Annotated in this window: 16 protein-coding genes and 1 rRNA gene; all 17 read right to left on the bottom strand. The window is 68.3% G+C overall.

The annotated features are described in order from the left end of the window. Positions 1-52: 52 nt before the first annotated feature. Positions 53-1,492, bottom strand: a complete 1,440-nt coding sequence (gene der / locus H1R19_RS13510; protein ID WP_219849299.1) for a ribosome biogenesis GTPase Der — start codon at positions 1,490-1,492, stop codon at positions 53-55. Then, on the bottom strand, positions 1,489-2,160 hold the full coding sequence (gene cmk / locus H1R19_RS13515; protein WP_219851667.1) for a (d)CMP kinase: 672 nt from the start codon (positions 2,158-2,160) through the stop codon (positions 1,489-1,491). Before cmk ends, der begins: the two co-directional genes overlap by 4 nt. Before the next feature lie 77 nt (positions 2,161-2,237). After that, complete coding sequence (locus H1R19_RS13520; protein ID WP_188330461.1) at positions 2,238-3,176, bottom strand: pseudouridine synthase; 939 nt, start codon at positions 3,174-3,176, stop codon at positions 2,238-2,240. Positions 3,177-3,182: 6 nt separating this feature from the next. Then, positions 3,183-3,914, bottom strand: a complete 732-nt coding sequence (gene scpB, locus H1R19_RS13525; RefSeq protein ID WP_188330462.1) for an SMC-Scp complex subunit ScpB — start codon at positions 3,912-3,914, stop codon at positions 3,183-3,185. Beyond that, on the bottom strand, positions 3,911-4,798 hold the full coding sequence (locus H1R19_RS13530) for a segregation and condensation protein A (protein ID WP_372631315.1): 888 nt from the start codon (positions 4,796-4,798) through the stop codon (positions 3,911-3,913). The genes scpB and H1R19_RS13530 overlap by 4 nt, the downstream gene beginning before the upstream one ends. A gap of 13 nt (positions 4,799-4,811) precedes the next feature. Further along, complete coding sequence (locus H1R19_RS13535) at positions 4,812-5,759, bottom strand: ParA family protein (RefSeq protein ID WP_219849300.1); 948 nt, start codon at positions 5,757-5,759, stop codon at positions 4,812-4,814. 160 nt (positions 5,760-5,919) lie between these two features. After that, positions 5,920-6,837, bottom strand: a complete 918-nt coding sequence (gene xerD, locus H1R19_RS13540; RefSeq protein WP_188330464.1) for a site-specific tyrosine recombinase XerD — start codon at positions 6,835-6,837, stop codon at positions 5,920-5,922. Then, complete coding sequence (locus H1R19_RS13545; protein WP_188330465.1) at positions 6,837-7,481, bottom strand: NUDIX domain-containing protein; 645 nt, start codon at positions 7,479-7,481, stop codon at positions 6,837-6,839. The genes xerD and H1R19_RS13545 overlap by 1 nt, the downstream gene beginning before the upstream one ends. A 5-nt stretch (positions 7,482-7,486) precedes the next feature. After that, positions 7,487-9,289 (bottom strand): CTP synthase, encoded by a 1,803-nt coding sequence (locus H1R19_RS13550; RefSeq protein ID WP_188330466.1) that lies wholly within the window; start codon positions 9,287-9,289, stop codon positions 7,487-7,489. Between the two features lie 181 nt (positions 9,290-9,470). Then, complete coding sequence (locus H1R19_RS13555) at positions 9,471-10,406, bottom strand: copper transporter (RefSeq protein WP_219849301.1); 936 nt, start codon at positions 10,404-10,406, stop codon at positions 9,471-9,473. Positions 10,407-10,409: 3 nt separating this feature from the next. Further along, complete coding sequence (steA, locus tag H1R19_RS13560) at positions 10,410-11,597, bottom strand: putative cytokinetic ring protein SteA (RefSeq protein WP_219849302.1); 1,188 nt, start codon at positions 11,595-11,597, stop codon at positions 10,410-10,412. A 127-nt stretch (positions 11,598-11,724) separates the two neighbouring features. After that, positions 11,725-13,479 (bottom strand): DNA repair protein RecN, encoded by a 1,755-nt coding sequence (gene recN / locus H1R19_RS13565; RefSeq protein WP_188330469.1) that lies wholly within the window; start codon positions 13,477-13,479, stop codon positions 11,725-11,727. A 2-nt stretch (positions 13,480-13,481) separates the two neighbouring features. Further along, on the bottom strand, positions 13,482-14,501 hold the full coding sequence (locus H1R19_RS13570) for an NAD kinase (protein ID WP_219849303.1): 1,020 nt from the start codon (positions 14,499-14,501) through the stop codon (positions 13,482-13,484). Between the two features lie 76 nt (positions 14,502-14,577). Next, complete coding sequence (locus H1R19_RS13575) at positions 14,578-15,489, bottom strand: TlyA family RNA methyltransferase (protein ID WP_188330521.1); 912 nt, start codon at positions 15,487-15,489, stop codon at positions 14,578-14,580. A 49-nt stretch (positions 15,490-15,538) separates the two neighbouring features. Next, positions 15,539-15,829: a hypothetical protein gene (locus H1R19_RS13580; RefSeq protein WP_244970702.1), complete on the bottom strand. Its 291-nt coding sequence runs from the start codon at positions 15,827-15,829 to the stop codon at positions 15,539-15,541. 11 nt (positions 15,830-15,840) lie between these two features. Further along, positions 15,841-18,054, bottom strand: coding sequence for an HAD-IIA family hydrolase (locus H1R19_RS13585; protein WP_219849304.1), 2,214 nt, complete (start codon positions 18,052-18,054; stop codon positions 15,841-15,843). Positions 18,055-18,183: 129 nt separating this feature from the next. After that, positions 18,184-18,300: ribosomal RNA gene (gene rrf / locus H1R19_RS13590) — 5S ribosomal RNA — on the bottom strand. Between the last annotated feature and the right edge of the window lie 66 nt (positions 18,301-18,366).

Here is an 18,366-nt window from a genome sequence, read left to right on the forward strand (position 1 = left end):
GCTTGGCGTGGTGGGCATGTCCGATGGTGGTGGGTGTGCGGCGGCGCGGCGGTCAGCGCTTGCGGCGTTGCTCCCGCTTGTCACGCACGCGCACGTTGATGCGGACCGGCGAGCCGTCGAAGTTGAATTCCTCGCGCAGGCGACGCTCCAGGAACCGGCGGTAACCGGCCTCGAGGAAGCCCGTGGTGAACAGCACGAACGTCGGCGGACGGACCGAGGCCTGGGTCGCGAACATCACGCGCGGCTGACGGCCACCGCGCAGCGGCGGCGGGTTGGCCGCGATGATGTCCTTGAGCCAGCTGTTCAGCGGGCCGGTGGAGATGCGCTTGTCCCACGAGTCGAGCGCACTCTCCAACGCGGGCACCAACTTCTGGACCGCACGGCCGGTCGACGCCGAGATGTTCACGCGACGCGCCCACGGTACGCGGGCGAGCTCACGGTCGATCTCCTTGTCCAACTGGTAGCGGCGGTCCTCGTCGACGAGATCCCACTTGTTGAAGGCGATCACGAGGGCGCGACCGCTCTCGATGATGAGCGAGAGCACCCGCAGGTCCTGCTCGGTGATCGGCTCCGAGGCGTCGATCAGCAGAACGGCCACTTCGGCGGCGTCGAGCGCCGACCGTGTCCGCAACGAGGCGTAGTACTCGTGCCCGCTCGCGGTCCTGACCTTGCGGCGCAGACCGGCGGTGTCGACGAAATGCCAAGGCTTGCCGCCCAGTTCGACGAGCTCGTCGACCGGGTCGACGGTGGTGCCGGCGACGTTGTCCACCACGGACCGCTCGGTGCCGGTCAGCTTGTTCAGCAGCGAGCTCTTGCCGACATTGGGCTTACCGACCAACGCCACGCGTCGCGGACCACCCAGAGTCGGCCGCTCGCGCGGAGTCTCGGGCAACCTGTCCAGGATGACGTCGAGGAGATCACCCGCACCGCGCCCGTGGGCGGCGGACACCGGGTACGGCTCACCGAGACCCAGCGACCACAATGACGCCGTGTCGGACTCGAGCCGTTCACTGTCGACCTTGTTGGCGCACAGAATGACCGGGGTCTTGGAACGACGCAGCACGCGCGCGACGGCCTCGTCGGTCGCGGTGGCGCCGACCGTCGCGTCGACCACCACGACGATGGCGTCGGCGGTGCGCATGGCGAGTTCGGCCTGCGCGGCGACGGCCTGCTGCAGGCCCTTGGCGTCGGGTTCCCAACCGCCGGTGTCGACGACCGTGAACTGACGTCCCGACCAGCTCGCCGAGTACGACACGCGGTCGCGGGTCACACCGGGGATGTCCTCGACCACGGCCTCGCGGCGGCCGAGGATGCGGTTGACGAGCGTCGACTTGCCCACGTTCGGGCGTCCGACGACCGCCAGCACCGGCATGTGCTCGACACCGGCAGCGCCCTCGCCGCCCTCGACATCGGTGAGCTGCCAGTCGGATTCGTCCGACCACGTACCGTCACCGGGCAACGCCGCCAGGTCAGTCTCGTAGTTGTCGCTCACCGTTCTGATGCTCCGATCCGGGTCTCCACGAGGGCGCTCAGTTCGTCGAGCACCTCGCTGAGGGTCTTGTCACTGGTATCGACGACGATGGCGTCATCGGCTGCGCGCAACGGCGAGACCGTGCGCGTCGAATCAAGATGGTCACGCCGGTTCACACTCTCCAGCACTGCGGCGTGATCACTTTCACGACCGCTCGCGAGATTCTGCTTGTGGCGTCGTTCCGCACGTGCCTCCGGCGTCGCGGTCAGGAAGATCTTGACGTCGGCGCTCGGGAACACCACGGTTCCGATGTCGCGTCCCTCGACCACCACGAAGCGCCCCTGCGCGTTCTGCCGCTGCAGCGCAACGAGTTTGGTACGCACCTCGGGAACCGCCGACACCGCCGACACCGCACTGGTGACGTGGTCGGTGCGGATCGGGACCGAGACATCGCGCCCGTCGAGGAGGACCGTCGAGCCCTCGTCGTTGGGGATCAACTCGATGTCCACCGCGCTTGCCACCCGTGCGATACCGGTCGGATCATCAAGGGCCACACCGGCGTCGAGCACCGCAAGGGTCACCGCCCGGTACATCGCACCGGTGTCGAGGTAACTTGCGCCGATCTTCGACGCGAGGAGTTTGGACACCGAGGATTTGCCTGTCCCGGCCGGCCCGTCGATGGCCACCACACGAGTGGTGTCATCGGGGGCAGCGGCGCCGCGGGCGGAGTCCGCCGCAGCGGAGGACGTACCTGTGGCACCGTCGGTCACAGTCCGACCGCCTTGTACAGCGCACCGACCTCGTCACTCCCGAGGGCGCGCAGGCTACCCTGGCGCTGCTCACCGAGCGAGACCGAACCCACATGCGTACGAACGAGTTTCACGACCGGGAAGCCGACCTCGTCCATCATGCGGCGGACGACGCGGTTACGACCCTCGTGCAGGGTGATGCGGACCAGCGATTGACCCTCGTGGACCTCGATCACCGTGAACTTGTCCACCGTGACCGGTCCGTCGTCGAGCTCGACGCCTTCCCTCATCCGGCGTGCGAGTCCGCGCGGGACCTCGCCCTTCAGGGTCGCCAGGTAGGTCTTGGGAACCTCGAAGGAGGGGTGCATCAGACGGTGAGCGAGCTCGCCGTCGTTGGTCAGCAGCAGCAGTCCCTCGGTGTCGGCGTCGAGACGTCCGACGTGGAACAGTCGCTGTCCGGCCATCACACGTTCGGCGACCACGTCGCCGACGCAGGGCCTGCCCTGGTCGTCGGCCATCGTCGACTGCCAGCCCTTGGGCTTGTTGAACGCCAGATACTGGCGCGTCTCGTCCATGATCACGCGTGCGCCGTCGACCCGGATGATCGCGGTGTCGGGATTGATACGCAGACCCTGCTCGGTGACGATCTCGCCGTCGATCTCGACACGGCCTGCCGCGATCATCTCCTCGGCGCCGCGTCGTGAGGCCACTCCGGCCTGCGCGAGCACCTTCTGCAAGCGGACGCCGTCTTCGACGTAGGCCGCTCCCCCGCCTTCGGCGTGGTCGGGCGGCGGCGCCTGGTGACGTGCCGGTTTCGCGTTGTTGAGGCGGACCTTGCCCACCTCGGCGTTGGGTGTCGAAGAACCCTTGCGGTGGGTCTTCTTGGTGCGCGGTTGTTGTGCGGGCCCGCCCTTGCGGCGTCTTCCCGGTGTGCCATCTCGGCCAGCGGATGCCATGTTCTCTCAGTCCTGTGTGTCGGTGGTGGTGCCACCGTCGATGATCAAGTCCTTCGAGTCTGACGGTTGAGACGACAGTTTGGCGAATCGGGGATCGGCCAGTAGCTCTTCGTCGAGGTCGTCGATGAGGTCGACATCGGGCAGCAGGGGCGCCAGATCAGGCAATTCCGACAGTGAGGCCAGGCCCAGACGCTCGAGGAACAACTCGGTGGTCGCATAGGTGGTGGCGTTGGTCTGCGGTTCGTGACCGACTTCGTTGATCAGCCCCCGGGCGACCAGCGTACGGATCACGCCGTCGACGTTCACCCCGCGGATCGCGCTGACCCGCGCACGGGTGACGGGCTGGCGATAGGCGATCACCGCGAGCGTCTCCAGTGCGGCGCGCGTGAGCTTGGAACGCGTGCCGTCGAGCAGCAATCTCTCCACGTAGGGCGCGTACTCGGCACGCGTGTAGAACCGCCAGCCGTCGCCGGCGAAACGCAGGTCGATGCCGCTGCCCGACGCCGTCAGCTCCGCGGACATCGTGTTGAGCAGCTCCCGCACCCGCGCCCGGTCCTGATCCACCGCGTCGGCGAGCTCCTCGGTGGTCACCGGGGTGTCGACGACGAGCAGCACCGCCTCCAACGCCGCCCGCAGCTGCGCGTCGTCGAGGTACTCGCTCTCGCCGTGCAGAGTGGTCTGCTCCGGGTCGGCGGGACCGGGGTCGGTCGACTCCGGGTCTGGTGTGATGTCGGTCATCCGTAGTCCTCTGCCTTGTCGATGCGCAGTTCGGTGTCCTCGCGCTCCCCGGTCCACATCACGGCGAGATCCCCGAGAGCCTCGGGCTGCTCGAAGGTGATGGCCTGCTCGCGGAACAGCTCCAGCAACCCAAGGAAGCTGCCGATGATCTCCAGCCCGTTCTCGCAGTCCGCGGTCAGTTCGCGGAAGCTCAGCCAGCGTCCCGGCGTGGCACTGAGCAGTGCCGCCATCCGACGCGCCTGGCCGGGCACCGACACCTTCTGGACGTCGTGCAGGTGGTCGAGGCCGACGGTCGGGACGGGGCGCGGCGTCAATCCCGCGGCGGCGACCTGCGCGAATCCGTCGGCGTCGACGCCCAACGTCACCTCGGGCAGCAGATCCTCGAACCGCTTCTCCAGCGACACCGCGCGCGGATAGCGTTGCAGCGCCGCAGCCTCGAGCTCGCCGAAGAGAGCCGCCACCTGTTTGTAGGCGCGGTACTGCAGCAGCCGGGCGAACAGCAGGTCGCGCGCCTCGAGCAGTGCGAGGTCCTCGGGGTCGTCGACCTCGCCCGACGGCAGCAGCCGCGCCGCCTTCAGATCGAGCAGCGTCGCCGCGACGACCAGGAACTCGGTGGTCGCATCGAGGCCCATCTCCGGTCCGAGCTCGCGCGTGTAGGCGATGAAGTCGTCGGTCACCACGTGCAACGCCACTTCGGTCACGTCGAGACGGTGCTGGGTGATGAGGTTCAGCAGCAGGTCGAACGGGCCCTCGAAGTTGCGCAGTTTGACGCGGAAGCCCGCCTCGACCGCGGATTCCGCCGGTACCGCCGCGACGGCGTCCGTGTCCTCCACCGCGGTCCCCGCGCCTGACGCGGGTGACTCCTCGCCGGTGCCGAGCGTCACGACGGGTCGACCGTCATGCTTGCTTGATGTTGCGCGCGATCACTTCTCGCGCGAGAGCACGGTAGGCCTTGGCACCGCCCGAGCGCGGCGCCCACGAGGTGATCGGCTCACCGGCCACGCTGGTCTCCGGGAATCTCACGGTCCGGGCGATGACGGTGTCGTAGACCGCGTCGCCGAACACCTCGACGACCCGCGCCATCACCTCACGCGAATGCAATGTGCGGGCGTCGAACATGGTGACGAGGATGCCGCCGAGATCGAGGCGCGGGTTGAGCCGGTCGCGCACCTTGTTGATCGTGTCGTTGAGCAGCGCCAGACCACGCAGGCTGAAGTACTCGCACTCCATCGGGATCAGCACGGTGTCCGAACAGGCCAGGGCGTTGACGGTCAGCAGTCCCAGCGACGGCTGGCAGTCGATGAGCACGACGTCGTAGCGGTCGAGGACCGGGTGCAGGGCGCGGCCCAGCGATTGTTCGCGACCGACCTCGGTGACCAGCTGGATCTCCGCTGCCGAGAGATCGATGTTGCTGGGCAGCAGATCCATGCCGTCGACGCGGGTGCGCATCAGGACCTCGTCGGTGGCCACCTGCGGCGGGACGAGCAGGTTGTAGACGGTCTGGTCGAGTTCGTGGTGCGGCACACCGAGGCCCGCCGACAGCGCGCCCTGCGGGTCGAGATCGACGAGCAGCACGCGCCTGCCGCATTCGGCGAGCGCCGCACCGAGGTTGATGGTCGAGGTGGTCTTGCCGACCCCGCCCTTCTGGTTGCAGACGGCGATGACGGTGGCCGGACCGTGCCGGTCGAGTGGGGCGGGTTCGGGGACCTCGCGGTACGGCCGACCGGTGGGGCCGATCTCGTCGGCGTCGTGCGTGGCTTCCTCGGCGTCCTTACCCGGCGACACCTGGATGCTGTACTGATCCCCGGGGCGGGTGCCAGAGTGCGGTGCGCTCGGAGTGGTCACGTGTCCGCCGCTCGCTTTCCTCTTCGATGTCGCCTCTGCCGGTCCGCAACTCGTTCCGTACCGGGCCTCGTATCAGCCTAGGACATGCGATCGATCATCCCGGCGTCGGCGCGCCCGGCACCGCCCCGATGTCCCATCACGGCCGCCGATGTCCCATCGGTCAGCGGGCCCGCGGATGAGCGACGGCATACACCTCTCGCATCGTGTTCACCGTCACGAGCGTGTACACCTGCGTGGTGGTCACCGATGCGTGCCCGAGAAGTTCTTGCACAACGCGGACATCGGCGCCGCCGTCGAGCAGATGCGTCGCGAAGCTGTGCCGCAGGGTGTGAGGTGAGACGGCCTTGTCCAGGCCCGCACGCTCGGCGGCGGTGACGAGCACCTGCCACGCGCTCTGGCGCGACAGCCGCCCGCCGCGCGCGTTGAGGAACAGCGCAGGAGTCGCCCGGGAGACCAGCGCGGGCCGGCCCCGGACGAGGTACGCCTCGAGCGCCGCGATGGCAGGGCCACCTAGAGGCACGATGCGTTCCTTCCCGCCCTTGCCCCGCAGACGCACCGCACGGGAATCGAGGTCGATGTCGTCGACATCGAGCGAGGTGGCCTCGGTGATGCGGGCACCGCAGCTGTAGAGGAACTCAAGCAGTGCCCGGTCGCGCAGTCCGCGTGGATGGTCCTCCACACCGGCGGCGTCGAGGATGGCCAGCACCTCGTCCACCGGCAGCGATTTGGGAAGCCGCCGCGCCGGCCGTGGCGGACGCACTCCGTGTGCGACGTCGGTGACGACAATCCCCTCGTCGACCGCGAACTTGTGAAAACGCCTGGTGGCCACCAGGGTTCGCGCGATCGAACTGTCGGCGAGGGGTGTGAACCCGGCGTCGGCGTCACCCCGGCGCAGATCGACCAGGAACTCGCGGACGTCCTCCTCGGTCACCGTGTCCAGCGACGCGATGCCGCGGGCCTCCAGGTATCGACGGTACCGCTCCAGATCCCGCCGGTACGACGACACGGTGTTGACCGCCGCACCCCGTTCGACGGTGAGGTGATCGAGGTAGCGCGCGATGTCGGCGGAGAGGGTCACTACCCGCGGTCTCGCTCGTGGTGGGGCTCGCCCAGACGTCGGTCGCGCAGGGCGGTCGGCTCGTCGGGCCACGGCGCGTCGACGCCGCGCAGGGCGGTTCCCGCGCGTCCGGCTGCCGCGGCGGCCAGGATGCCCGCCACGCTGGTCGCGTTGACGATCTCACCCGCCAGCACCATGGTCACCGCGTCGTCGAGCGCCACCCACTCGACCGACATGTCGGCCTCCTCGTCGACGCGCTCGGCCTCGTCGAGGTGATGTAGCCCCTCGGCGAGGTAGAGGCGCAACGCTTCGTCGGTGAAGCCCGGCGAGAGTGCGAGGTCGACGAGGACATGCCACGAGTCGGCGGCCAGGTCGGCCTCCTCGGCCAGTTCACGTTGGGCCGCGGCGAGCGGCGCCTCGCCACCCTGATCGAGGAGGCCGGCCGGCAACTCGAGCAGCCGACGCCCGATGGGATGACGGTACTGTCGCACCATCGCGACCCGACCGGCGTCGTCGCGGGCGAGGATCGCCACCGCACCGAAGTGCTCGACGACCTCGCGCTCGGCGACGCGACCCCCGGGCATCTCCACGTCATCGACGCGCAGCGTGATGATCGCACCGTCGTAGACGGTGCGGGTGCCCTTGACGTCGAATTCGTGGCCCAACCCCGTCAGCCTTTGCCGGCCGCGGCGTCGGGGCGCGTCGACTTGTCGAGACCGTCGACCGGCTCCACGTTGACCGCATTCACCGCGGCCACCGCGTCGGCCGGTGCGTCATTGGACTCGTAGTCGTCGCCGAGGTCGACCGGGAGACGTTCGGCCGCCTTGTATTTCAGTGCGGCCTCGATGAACGCCCGGAACAGCGGATGCGGCCGCGTAGGACGGCTCTTGAGCTCCGGATGCGCCTGGGTGGCGACCAGATACGGATGCACCGACTTGGGGTACTCGACGAATTCGACGAGATGGCCGTCGGGAGAGGTGCCCGAGAACACCAGGCCCGAGTCGGCGATCTTGTCGCGGTAGGCGTTGTTCACCTCGAAGCGGTGTCGGTGACGCTCGGACACCTCGCGGGTGCCGTAGGCCTCGGCGACGACCGAGCCCGCCTTCAGGACGGCGTCGTAGGCACCCAGGCGCATCGTGCCGCCCAGGTCCGCGTCGCCGGCCACGGCGTCGGCCTGATCGGCCATCGTCGAGATCACCGGATGCGGGGTGTCGGGATCGAATTCGGTGGAGCTGGCCTCGTCGAGACCCACCGACCGCGCCGCCTCGATGACCACGCACTGCAGGCCGAGGCACAACCCGAGCAGCGGGATCCCGCGGCGCCGGGCGTATGAGATGGCCCCGACCTTGCCTTCGATCCCGCGGATACCGAAACCACCGGGGATGAGGATCGCGTCGACGTCGCCGAGCGCGGCCTGCGCACCCGCCTCCGTCTGACAGTCGTCGGACGGGACCCACTTGATCTCGGTCCGCGCCTTCCAGGCGAAACCGCCGGCGCGGATGGCCTCGGTGACCGACAGGTAGGCGTCGGGAAGATCGACGTACTTGCCCACCAGCGCGACCCGGACCGTCTCGCGCGGCTCGTGGACACGGCGCAGCAGCTCGCCCCACACCGTCCAGTCGACGTCACGGAACGGCAGGCCCAGCTTGCGGACCACGTACGCGTCGAGGTGCTCGTTGTGCAGCACCTTGGGGATGTCGTAGATCGACGGTGCGTCGGGCGTGGAGATCACGCCGTCGAGCTCGACGTCGCACATGAGGGCGATCTTCTTCTTGAGGCCCTCGGGCACATCCCGGTCGCACCGCAGGATCAACGCGTCGGGCTGGATACCGACGTTGCGCAGCGCGGCCACCGAGTGCTGGGTGGGCTTGGTCTTCAGCTCCCCCGACGGCGCGAGGTAGGGCACGAGTGAGACGTGCAGGAAGAAGACGTTGTCGCGGCCGACGTCGTGGCGCACCTGCCTGGCGGCCTCGATGAACGGCAGCGACTCGATGTCGCCGACGGTTCCGCCGATCTCGGTGATGACGACGTCGGGGACGTCGCCATTGGCGTCGGGTTCACCCATCGCCAGCACGCGGGACTTGAGTTCGTCGGTGATGTGCGGGATCACCTGGACGGTCTCGCCGAGGTATTCGCCGCGTCGTTCCTTCGCGATGACGGTCGAATACACCTGTCCGGTGGTGACATTCGCCGACTGCGACAGGTTGCGATCCAGGAATCGCTCGTAATGTCCGACGTCGAGGTCGGTTTCGGCGCCGTCTTCGGTGACGAAGACCTCGCCGTGCTGGAAGGGGTTCATGGTGCCCGGATCCACGTTCAGATATGGATCGAGCTTCTGCATCGTGACCCGCAGGCCACGAGATGTGAGAAGTTGTCCGAGGCTCGAGGCCGTCAGACCCTTACCCAGTGAAGACGCAACACCACCGGTGACGAAGATGTGCTTGGTGTCGTGGACATGACGCAGTGGTCGCAAAAGGGGTCTCCCGTCGGCCGAAATCGGGGCCGATGCCCTGATTACCTACGGGACTCCAGGGTAACACCACTCGGCCGGAGGGCCGTACCGCCACACCCATGTGCGGCGTGGCGGTACTCACTCCCGAGGCGTTCTCACCCTCGGCTGTCGATACTGCTGCTGTCGATACTGCTGCTGACGATCAGGCGGCGGGGCGTCCATCGGCGCCCACCGTGATCGCACCCGCGCCGGGACCTGTGCCGTAGGCGCCGGTGGCACCGTCGACCTCGGCGGCGAGCGCCAGGATCGTGGTGATGCGCCCGGTGGGCTGATCGACGTTGTCCACGGTGGAGACGGCGTTGGCGAGCGACGGGTCGGCCCGGACCACGGCTATCGGAGAGCCGCCGCCGGCCGAGCCGGTGCGTCCCACCAGAGCACCGCCCACACCGCGGGCGGCCATCGCGGCGGCCAGGCGGCCGACGAGCGCACCTTGCGCACCCGAGTCGGGGCCGAACTCCTCGCCGGTCACCACGACCACCAGATCCGTCGGGGTGATGGCGTTGTCGGCATAGTCGATGAAACCGCCGTCGCGCAGCGTACGCAGCCCCGTACGGCGATCCTCGGCCGATGCGGGTCTGGCCGCGTCGTTGGACAGCACGAGTGCGCCGAGCAGATCGCCTGCGCGGCCACCCGAGTCGGTCAGCTCGGCGCGCAGCATCGTGCCGGGCGGGATCGTCTGGTCGACGATGGTCCGCAGTTCCTCGGATCTGGAATCGGAGAGCAGCGCATCGGTGAGCGCCATCTGTCCGCCGAAGCGTGCCCCGGCGCCCGAGAGGGACTCCTTGACCGCGTCGATGTCGGCCTGGGCCGCGTTCGGTGCGGTGACCACCAGAACCGACTGATCGCGAAGTGTATTGGCGATCAGGCGCGGGGCGATCGCCATGTCGAAGCTGTTGGCGGCGTTCAGTTTGGCGTTCAGGTCGTCGCGCTCGGTCTCCAGATCCCCGATCCGGTCGCGACTGGTCCCGGTCATCGAGTTCACCCGGTCACCGACGAATCCCGACCCCAGGAAGAGCCCCAGTGCCAGTGCGAGGAAGACGGCGACCAGCGAGATCGCGTGTTGTCGTAGCGAAATCATCGCCTACCGGTTCCAGACCTCTCGTGCCCAGTCGAGCAGCGCATTCCACTGCACGATGATCCAATCGGTGACGTCGGTGCCCGCGTTGGACAGCAGCAGCGCCGCGATCACCGCCACCAGCGCGGCGAGCACGACGCACGCGATCGCCGCACCCGACACCCGGCTGCGGTACAGGGTCGCGACGGCTTTGGCGTCGACGAGCTTCTGCCCCACCTTGAGTCGGGTCAGGAACATCGAGGGATTGCTCTCACGGCGAGACCGGTCGAAGAAGTCGTCGAGCGAGCCGGGATAGCCGACGGTGACGATCAGGTCAGCCCCGTGGTAGTCGGTCAGGAGCAGCGCGAGGTCGCCCGGCGAGCCGGCCGCCGGGAAGGTGGTGGCCCCGATGCCGAGGTCCTGGATGCGCTCGAGGCCGGTCGCATGTCCGTCGGTGTCTGCCGGAAGGACAAGCTGTGCACCGGATTTCAGCGTCGCGGTCTTCATGTCCTCGGGATCGCCGACGATGATCGACGGCTTGTAGCCTGCCTTCATCAGGGTGTCGGCGCCGGTCCCGACGCCGACCATGACGGGCTGATACTCCTTGATGAACGGCTTCAGGGACCGCAGATCGGCGGCACGATCGGCACCCTCACCGACGATGACAACGTGGCGGCCCGCGACGTCGACGTCGATGTCGGGTACGCCGACGCCGTCGATCAGCAGCGGGGATTCGCTGCGGATGAACTCGATCGTGTTGCCGGAGAACGCCTCCAGGTGATCGACGAGACCCGCCTTCGCACCGATCATGATGTCGGCGATGTCGCGCTCGTCGAGCTCGGTGCCCAGAGCCAGCCTGCGGTCGCCGACGAAGAGCCGGTCGTTGTGGACCCGCACCTTGGCACCGTCCTTGACCCGCTTGAAGATCTCCGGCCCCACGTCGTCGAGAAGGGCGATGCCCGAGGCGACCAGCACCTCCGGACCCAGGTTCGGGTAGCGACCGGTGATCGAACGCGAAGCGTTCACCACGGCGACGACGTTGGCCTCGACAAGAGCGTCGGCGGTGACGCGGTCGAGATCGACCTCGTCGAGGATCGCGATGTCCCCCGGTCCGACCCTGCTGAGCAGGCGTTTCGTGTTCTTGTCGATCCTGGCGATACCAGTCACGCCAGGCAGTTCTTCGGTGTTACGCGCGAGCAGTGCAGGCATCTTCATGACGGCCATGATTGACCGAACGCATGGCTCAGCCGTGGAGGCGCGCCGTAACAGGGGCAACTTTTGTCACACACGCACCATGTGTCTCATCGCCGAATCATCACGTCCAGGGTCGGTCTCGATGCTCTCAGTGCGCTGCGCGTTCGGATTCCGCCGTCGCCAGAAGTTCCTCGGCGTGGGCACGTCCGGTGTCGGACTCCCCCAGCCCGGCCAGCATCCGTGCCAGTTCGGCCACCCGCTCGTCCCGATCGAGGGTTCGCACGCTGCTGGTGACGAGTGCACCCTTCTTGCTCTTGCCGATGACGAGGTGATTGTCGGCGAAGGCAGCCACCTGCGGGAGGTGGGTCACCACGATGACCTGATGGGCGCGCGCCAATCTGGACAACCGTTTGCCGATCTCGACCGCGGCGCGTCCACCGACGCCCGCATCGACCTCGTCGAACACCATGACCGAACCGGACGTGGGCGCCGCGAGGACGACCTCCAGTGCCAGCATCACACGTGAGAGCTCACCGCCGGACGCCGACTTCGCGATCGGCAGAGGTGTCGCCCCGGGATGGGCGACGAGCGCGAACTCGACCTTGTCCGGTCCGTCGGCACCGGCGTGCACCTGCTGCCGTGCGACGGTGATCGCGAGCCGGTCATCGGGGGACGCGGGATCGGGGTTGACCGACACCGCGAGGGTGGAGTCACCCATCGCCAGCCCCTTGAGTTCCTTGGACACCTTGTCGGCCATCGACTTCGCCGCCTTGGTACGCAGGTCGTGCAGCTTGCCCGCGGCCGCCTCGACCTTCTCCCTCGCCGCCGTCGCGGCTGTCTCGAGCTCCTCGATGGAGGCGCGCGGGTCCTCGATCTCGGCCAGCCGAGCCTGAGCCTTGATCCGCCAGTCGATGACACCGTCGACGTCGGGTGCGTACTTGCGCACCAAGGTCTTCAGCTCGGCCTGACGGGCCAGCAGCTTGTCGAGCGAGTCGGCATCGGCGGGCAGGCTGGAAGTGAACGCCGTCAGCTCCGCACCGACATCGGTGATGACGGTGAGTGCCTCGGCGACCCGCGGCACCAACTCGCGCAGGGTGTCGTCGGCAGCGGACTCGAGGAGTGTGCGCACCGAGCCCAGCCCCTCGATGATCGACGATCCGGAATCGCCGGCGACGATGTCGTGTGCCTGGTCTGCGGCTGCGCGTATGGATTCGAGGTCGGAGAGCCTGCGGATGGTCGAGGTGAGTTCCTCGTCCTCTCCGGGGACAGGGTCGACGGCGGCGATCTCGTCGATGCCGAAGCGCAGGCGGTCGGCCTCCTGCGCGAGTTCACGATAGTTGGCGCGCCGGACGTCGAGCTCGTCGAGGATCTCCACCCATGCGGCCCGCGCCTTGCGGTAGGCCTCGAGCGCGGCGACCGCCTTGGCCCCGCCGAAGGTGTCGAGCGCGGCGCGCTGATGCTCGGGGCGCAGGAGCCGGAGCTGATCGTTCTGGCCGTGAATCGCCAGCACTGCGGTGGTGAGCTGTCCCATGACCCCCACCGGCACCGACCGCCCGCCCAGGTGTGCACGGGAGCGTCCGTCGGCGCTGACCGTGCGGACGGCGATGACGGTGTCGTCGTCGTCGAGTTCGGCTCCGGTCGAGTCCAGGATCTCGGCGACCACCGGGTCCTTGTGGACCCCCTCGGCATTCGCCAGCCGGAAACGTCCTTCGACGATCGCCTTGGGACTTCCGGTGCGCACGCGTGTGGCATCGGCGCGTGCACCCGACAACAGGTGCAGGCTGGTGACGATCATCGTCTTGCCCGCACCGGTCTCGCCGGTGAGCACGGTGAATCCGGGATGGAAGCGCGCTTGCGCCTCCTCGATGACACCGAGACCGGTGATCGAGATTTCTTCGAGCACCCCTATGCCTGCCTCCCTCGCCAACCCGTGACCGGGAGGGCGAACTTGGTGACGAGTCGGTCTGCGAAGGGATCGGAGTCGATCCGAATCCACCGCACCGAACGCTCGCTGCGCAGAACCTCGACGCGCGCTCCGGCCGGCACCGAGAGTGCGCGGCGGCCGTCGCACAGCGCGAGCGCCGAACGTCCGTTCTTGTCGACTTCCACTGCGATCCGCGACCGCGGGCTCGTCACCATCGGACGGGCGAAGAGCGCGTGCGCGTTGTTCGGGACCACCAGGATCGCCTCGAGATCGGGCCACATCACCGGTCCCCCCGCCGAGAACGCATAGGCGGTCGAACCGGTGGGAGTGGCGACCAGCACGCCGTCGGCGCCGAAGGCCGAGACCGGCCGTCCGTCGACCTCGGTCACGAGTTCGAGCACCCCGTGGTTGCTGGTGTTGAGTACCGCAACCTCGTTGAGTGCCCATCCACAGGCGGTCGGCGGATCCGGGTCCGCCGGGTCGACGATGGCGATGTCGAGGGTCATCCGGGGCTCGACGCGGTAGTCGCGGGCGATGAGTTGCGCCATCACCTCATGCACGCGATGTGCCTCGGCCTCGGCGAGAAACCCGATGTGTCCCAGGTTGATGCCCAGTACGGGGACGTCGGCGGGATAGGCGAGTTCGGCGGCACGCAGGAAGGTCCCGTCGCCGCCGAGCACGATGACGAGTTCGCAACCCTCGGCCGACGCCGACTCCGCAGTCGTCACCTCGACCACGGCACCCAGCTGCCGTAGATGCTCCGGATCCACCGGGGTGTTCACCGACGCGGCGGGTGCCGCGGGGTTCTGGCGGTAGATGACATCGTGATCTGGGACGTCACGGCCGAGGGTGTCGTGGTCGACGACACGCAGAGCGACGCCGGCCGCCGCGCAATGACGGGCGATCGCCTCGATGGTCTCGATGACGTTCTCACGACCCGTGTGGGCGACCACCAAGAACTCGCGGGCACCGGCGGACTCGGCTACCGAATCGTCGGTCACTGGTGGTTCCCTCCGTGTGAAAGTGCTCCGTGAAGGTGCAATGTGTGACGACCAGCCGGGCCACCGGACCGGGCGGTCAGTGCGGACCCTCGGCGACCGCTCGCTCGATCATGGCTCGGAGCTCTTCTCCGGGGCGGGCCGCGGGATGCGAGCCGGCCGCCGACGCTGAGTCCGACCGGTCGACCCTATCGCTCTCCACCGACTCCTCGCCTGCCTGGTGCCCCGACTTCTTGTGCACCGACTCCTTGCGCAACCACAGGAAGAACTCGACGTTGCCCGACGGCCCCGGCAGCGGACTTGCCACGACGCCTCGCGTCCGCAACCCGAGTGCGGCGGCCTCGCTCGCCACGTCGAACACCGCTTCGGCACGCAGTGCGGGATCGCGAACCACCCCGCCGGAGCCCACGCGATCCTTGCCGACCTCGAACTGCGGCTTGACCATCGGGAGCAGATCGGCGCCGGGCGCACAGCATCGGGCCAGTGCCGGCAGCACGAGTCCGAGCGAGATGAACGACAGGTCGGCGACCACCACGTCGACGGGGCCACCGATCGCGTCCGGTTCCAGATGACGGACATTGGTGCGGTCGAGCACGTGTACGCGCTCGTCGTTCTGCAGGCGCCAGATCAACTGCCCGTACCCGACGTCGGCTGCGACCACCTCCCGCACACCGCGCCGTAACAGGACGTCGGTGAACCCGCCGGTCGACGCGCCGGCATCGAGACAACGCCGTCCCTCGACACTCAGGCCCAGCGGTTCGAACGCCTCGAGTGCACCGAGCAACTTGTGTGCGCCACGGGAAGCCCAGTCGTCCTTGGGTGCCTCGTCGACGACGATGGGGGTGTCCCGGGTGACGCCGGTCGCCGGTTTCGCGGCGATCGTTCCGTTCACCTTCACCGCTCCGGCGTCGACCAGTTCGCGCGCCTGCTCACGGGACCGGGCGAGGCCGCGGCGAACCAACTCGGCGTCGAGTCGTGCTCTGATGGCCATCGTCAGCGCCACATCCGGATCGAGGATCGTGTCAGGATCGAGTCGCGTGTCATCGGCGGTCGACCGCATCGAGGGCCGCTGTCAGGGCGTCGTGTGCCTGTTCGAGCAGCACGGCCTGCCGTTCCAGCGACGCCAGCGAGAATGTGTCGCCCACGGACTCGCGGACCGCGTCGACCTGGGACAGCAACTCCGAGACCTCGGCCTCGACGTCGGGTGTTTCCAGGTCGGCCACTTGGCCGGGGAAACCGTCGGTGGCCGGGTCGTGCTGGCGACGCGGCATGGCCCCCGGACTGGGCCGGGGACCATCGTGGCCGGGAGGGTGCTCAGGCGGGAAGCTCATCGTGCACCACGCTAGCCGACGAGGGCGACACCCAGAGAAGCCAGCTTGGTCCGCGCCGACCCGTCGGCGACGATACGCAGCTCCTCGGGATCGGCCGTGCCTGCGTCCACAGCCGCCCAGGTGGCGGCGGCGAGTGCCGGCACGAGCCCGATCTCGGCGCCGGTACCGGTGACCGTCACCGTCGAACCCTCGACCGTGACCGTCCAGTCCGGCTGATGAGACACCCGAACGGCCTCGGCATCCTCGAACAGACCGGCAAGGTCGTCGACGACGTAGGTCGGGCGTTGCTCCGGCGGTGCGGCGAGGAGATCGGTGACCGTGCTGACACCTGTCAGAACGAGTGCGCTCTCGATTCCGACGGCGTGACCGCCCTCGATGTCGGTGTCGAGCCGGTCTCCGACGACGAGCGGGGCGCTGGCCCGCGCGCGTGCGATCGCGTCGGCCATCAGAGGTGCCGCGGGCTTGCCGGCCACGAGCGGCTCCTTGCCGGTCGCGTTGCGCAGGGCGGCAACCATGGAGCCGTTGCCCACCAGCAGACCGCGTTCCGACGGCAGGGTCGCGTCGACGTTGGTGGCCACCCACAGTGCTCCCGCGCGGATCGCCAGCGCGGCCTCGGACAGCTGGGCCCAGCCGGTCTCCGGTGAGTGACCCTGGATGACGGCTGCCGGACGGTCATCGGCACTGCGCGTGACGCCGATACCGACCTCGCGCAGCTCCTGCGCAAGACCGTCCGTGCCGATCACCAGCGCCCGTGACCCGGGCTCGAGGTGCTCCGACAGCAACCGGGCACCCGACTGGGCACTCGTCACCACCAGATCCTCGGTCGCCTCGAAGCCGAGCTCGCGCAGGTGCGCGGCGACTTCGACCGGACGGCGACTCGCATTGTTGGTCACGAAGAATCGTGCGATCGGCAGACGTGCCAGGGTGTCGACGGCGTTCGGCAGGGCGCGGTGCCCCGCGAACACGGTGCCGTCGAGATCGAGCAGGAGCGCGTCGTACCGGTCAGCCAGCGACGTCACCGGTGCCGCCGCCGACGCAGCGGATGCCGCCGGAGCCGACTCAACCGGAGCCGACTCAACCGGAGCCGACTCAACCGGAGCCGACTCGTGGAGGGCGGCGATGGGATTGGGGACACCCTCGACGATCTGGGGCTCGGCCTCGGCCTCCACGGTGTCCGCTGCGGGCGACACGATTGCGGTCTCGTCAGGATCGTCGACGAGCACCGCGCTGTCTGTCTCGACATAACTCGACGTCGCGGAGAGGTCCGCGGTACCGTCCACCGATTCGACGCTGTCGGTGTCATCGGCTACCGGCTCGGCGTTCTCCGCAGGTTCGACGACGGGCACCGTGGCCTCTTCCACCGCCTCGGCACCGTCGAGCGTCTCGCCGGCGCCATCGGCGGGTTGGTAGTCGTCAGCCAGTTCGGCGAGGCGGAACTCGGCGTCGGTCACGTCGTCGACGTCGGCGGCGGCCGCGTTCATGTACCAGGTCATCGCCTCGTCACGGCGACCGGCGGCGTCCAATGCCGACGCGTACGCGTAGAAGAGGCGTGCCGGGCCGGTACCGAGCTGGCCTGGCTTGAGGTTCTCCGCCTGCAGCGTCACCACGGCCTTCTCCGGTTCGCCGAGGTCCATCCGCGCACCGGCCTCGACGATCCGCATCTCCGTCGCGTCCTCGCCGGTCAGCGATCGGCCGTCGTCGCCCCGGGCGATCTCGACGGCGCGCTCGGGACGTCCGAGGCCCCGCTCACAGTCGGCGATCAGCGGCAGCAGGGCCGTGCTGCCGGTGATCCGCTTGGCAGCGCGCAGTTCGGTCGCGGCCTCCTGCCACTCGGCTGCGTTGTACGCGGCAATGCCGGCGGTCTCGCGGACGACACCCACCCGCGATGCACGGGCACGAGCCGCACGGGCGTGCTCCAGTGCGAGCACAGGATCCTCGAGCAGCAGCCGCGACACCATCACGAGATGACGTGCGACGATCTCCGCATTGGTCTTGTCGAGCGACAGCAGGTCCCGGCGGACCTCGGGATCGAGATCCGACGCGGCGACATCCTCGGGCAACGGCGGACCTGGCTGCCGACTGCCGCGATCGGGACCGCGGTCGCGTGCGGGACGATCGGGGCGCCGGCCCTGTCCACCGGGCGCACCCCGCCCTCCCGAATCGCGCGAACCCCGCGTGTCCCGCTGGCCGCGTCCCTCACGACGCGGACGATCACGATCACTCATAGCAGCCAATCTATGCCCTTGAACCTTGTTGGGAAGCATCGCGCCTCACTCCGACCGGTGTGGACGCACGAGAAAAGCCCCGTATTCGACGAAGAGAATTCATCGAATACGGGGCCCTTCTGAAATTGTGTTCGGCGGTGTCCTACTCTCCCACACTGATTAGGGTGCAGTACCATTGGCGCTGGAGGGCTTAGCTTCCGGGTTCGGAATGGGGCCGGGCGTTTCCCCTCCGCTATAGCCGCCGTAACTTTATAAAACAGCACACATACTGTTTGTTTAAACGGTTGTGTGTTGTTTCAGAAGTGTCATAGT

Source organism: Gordonia jinghuaiqii (assembly GCF_014041935.1).
GTDB lineage: Bacteria > Actinomycetota > Actinomycetes > Mycobacteriales > Mycobacteriaceae > Gordonia > Gordonia jinghuaiqii.

Coding starts and splice junctions, on each gene's coding strand:
- H1R19_RS13520 (WP_188330461.1), bottom strand. CDS start 3,176: ATGGCATCCGCTGGCCGAGATGGCACACCGGGAAGACGCCGCAAGGGC.
- H1R19_RS13555 (WP_219849301.1), bottom strand. CDS start 10,406: ATGATTTCGCTACGACAACACGCGATCTCGCTGGTCGCCGTCTTCCTC.
- H1R19_RS13580 (WP_244970702.1), bottom strand. CDS start 15,829: ATGAGCTTCCCGCCTGAGCACCCTCCCGGCCACGATGGTCCCCGGCCC.
- scpB (WP_188330462.1), bottom strand. CDS start 3,914: ATGACCGACATCACACCAGACCCGGAGTCGACCGACCCCGGTCCCGCC.
- H1R19_RS13575 (WP_188330521.1), bottom strand. CDS start 15,489: ATGGCCATCAGAGCACGACTCGACGCCGAGTTGGTTCGCCGCGGCCTC.
- steA (WP_219849302.1), bottom strand. CDS start 11,597: ATGAAGATGCCTGCACTGCTCGCGCGTAACACCGAAGAACTGCCTGGC.
- H1R19_RS13585 (WP_219849304.1), bottom strand. CDS start 18,054: ATGAGTGATCGTGATCGTCCGCGTCGTGAGGGACGCGGCCAGCGGGAC.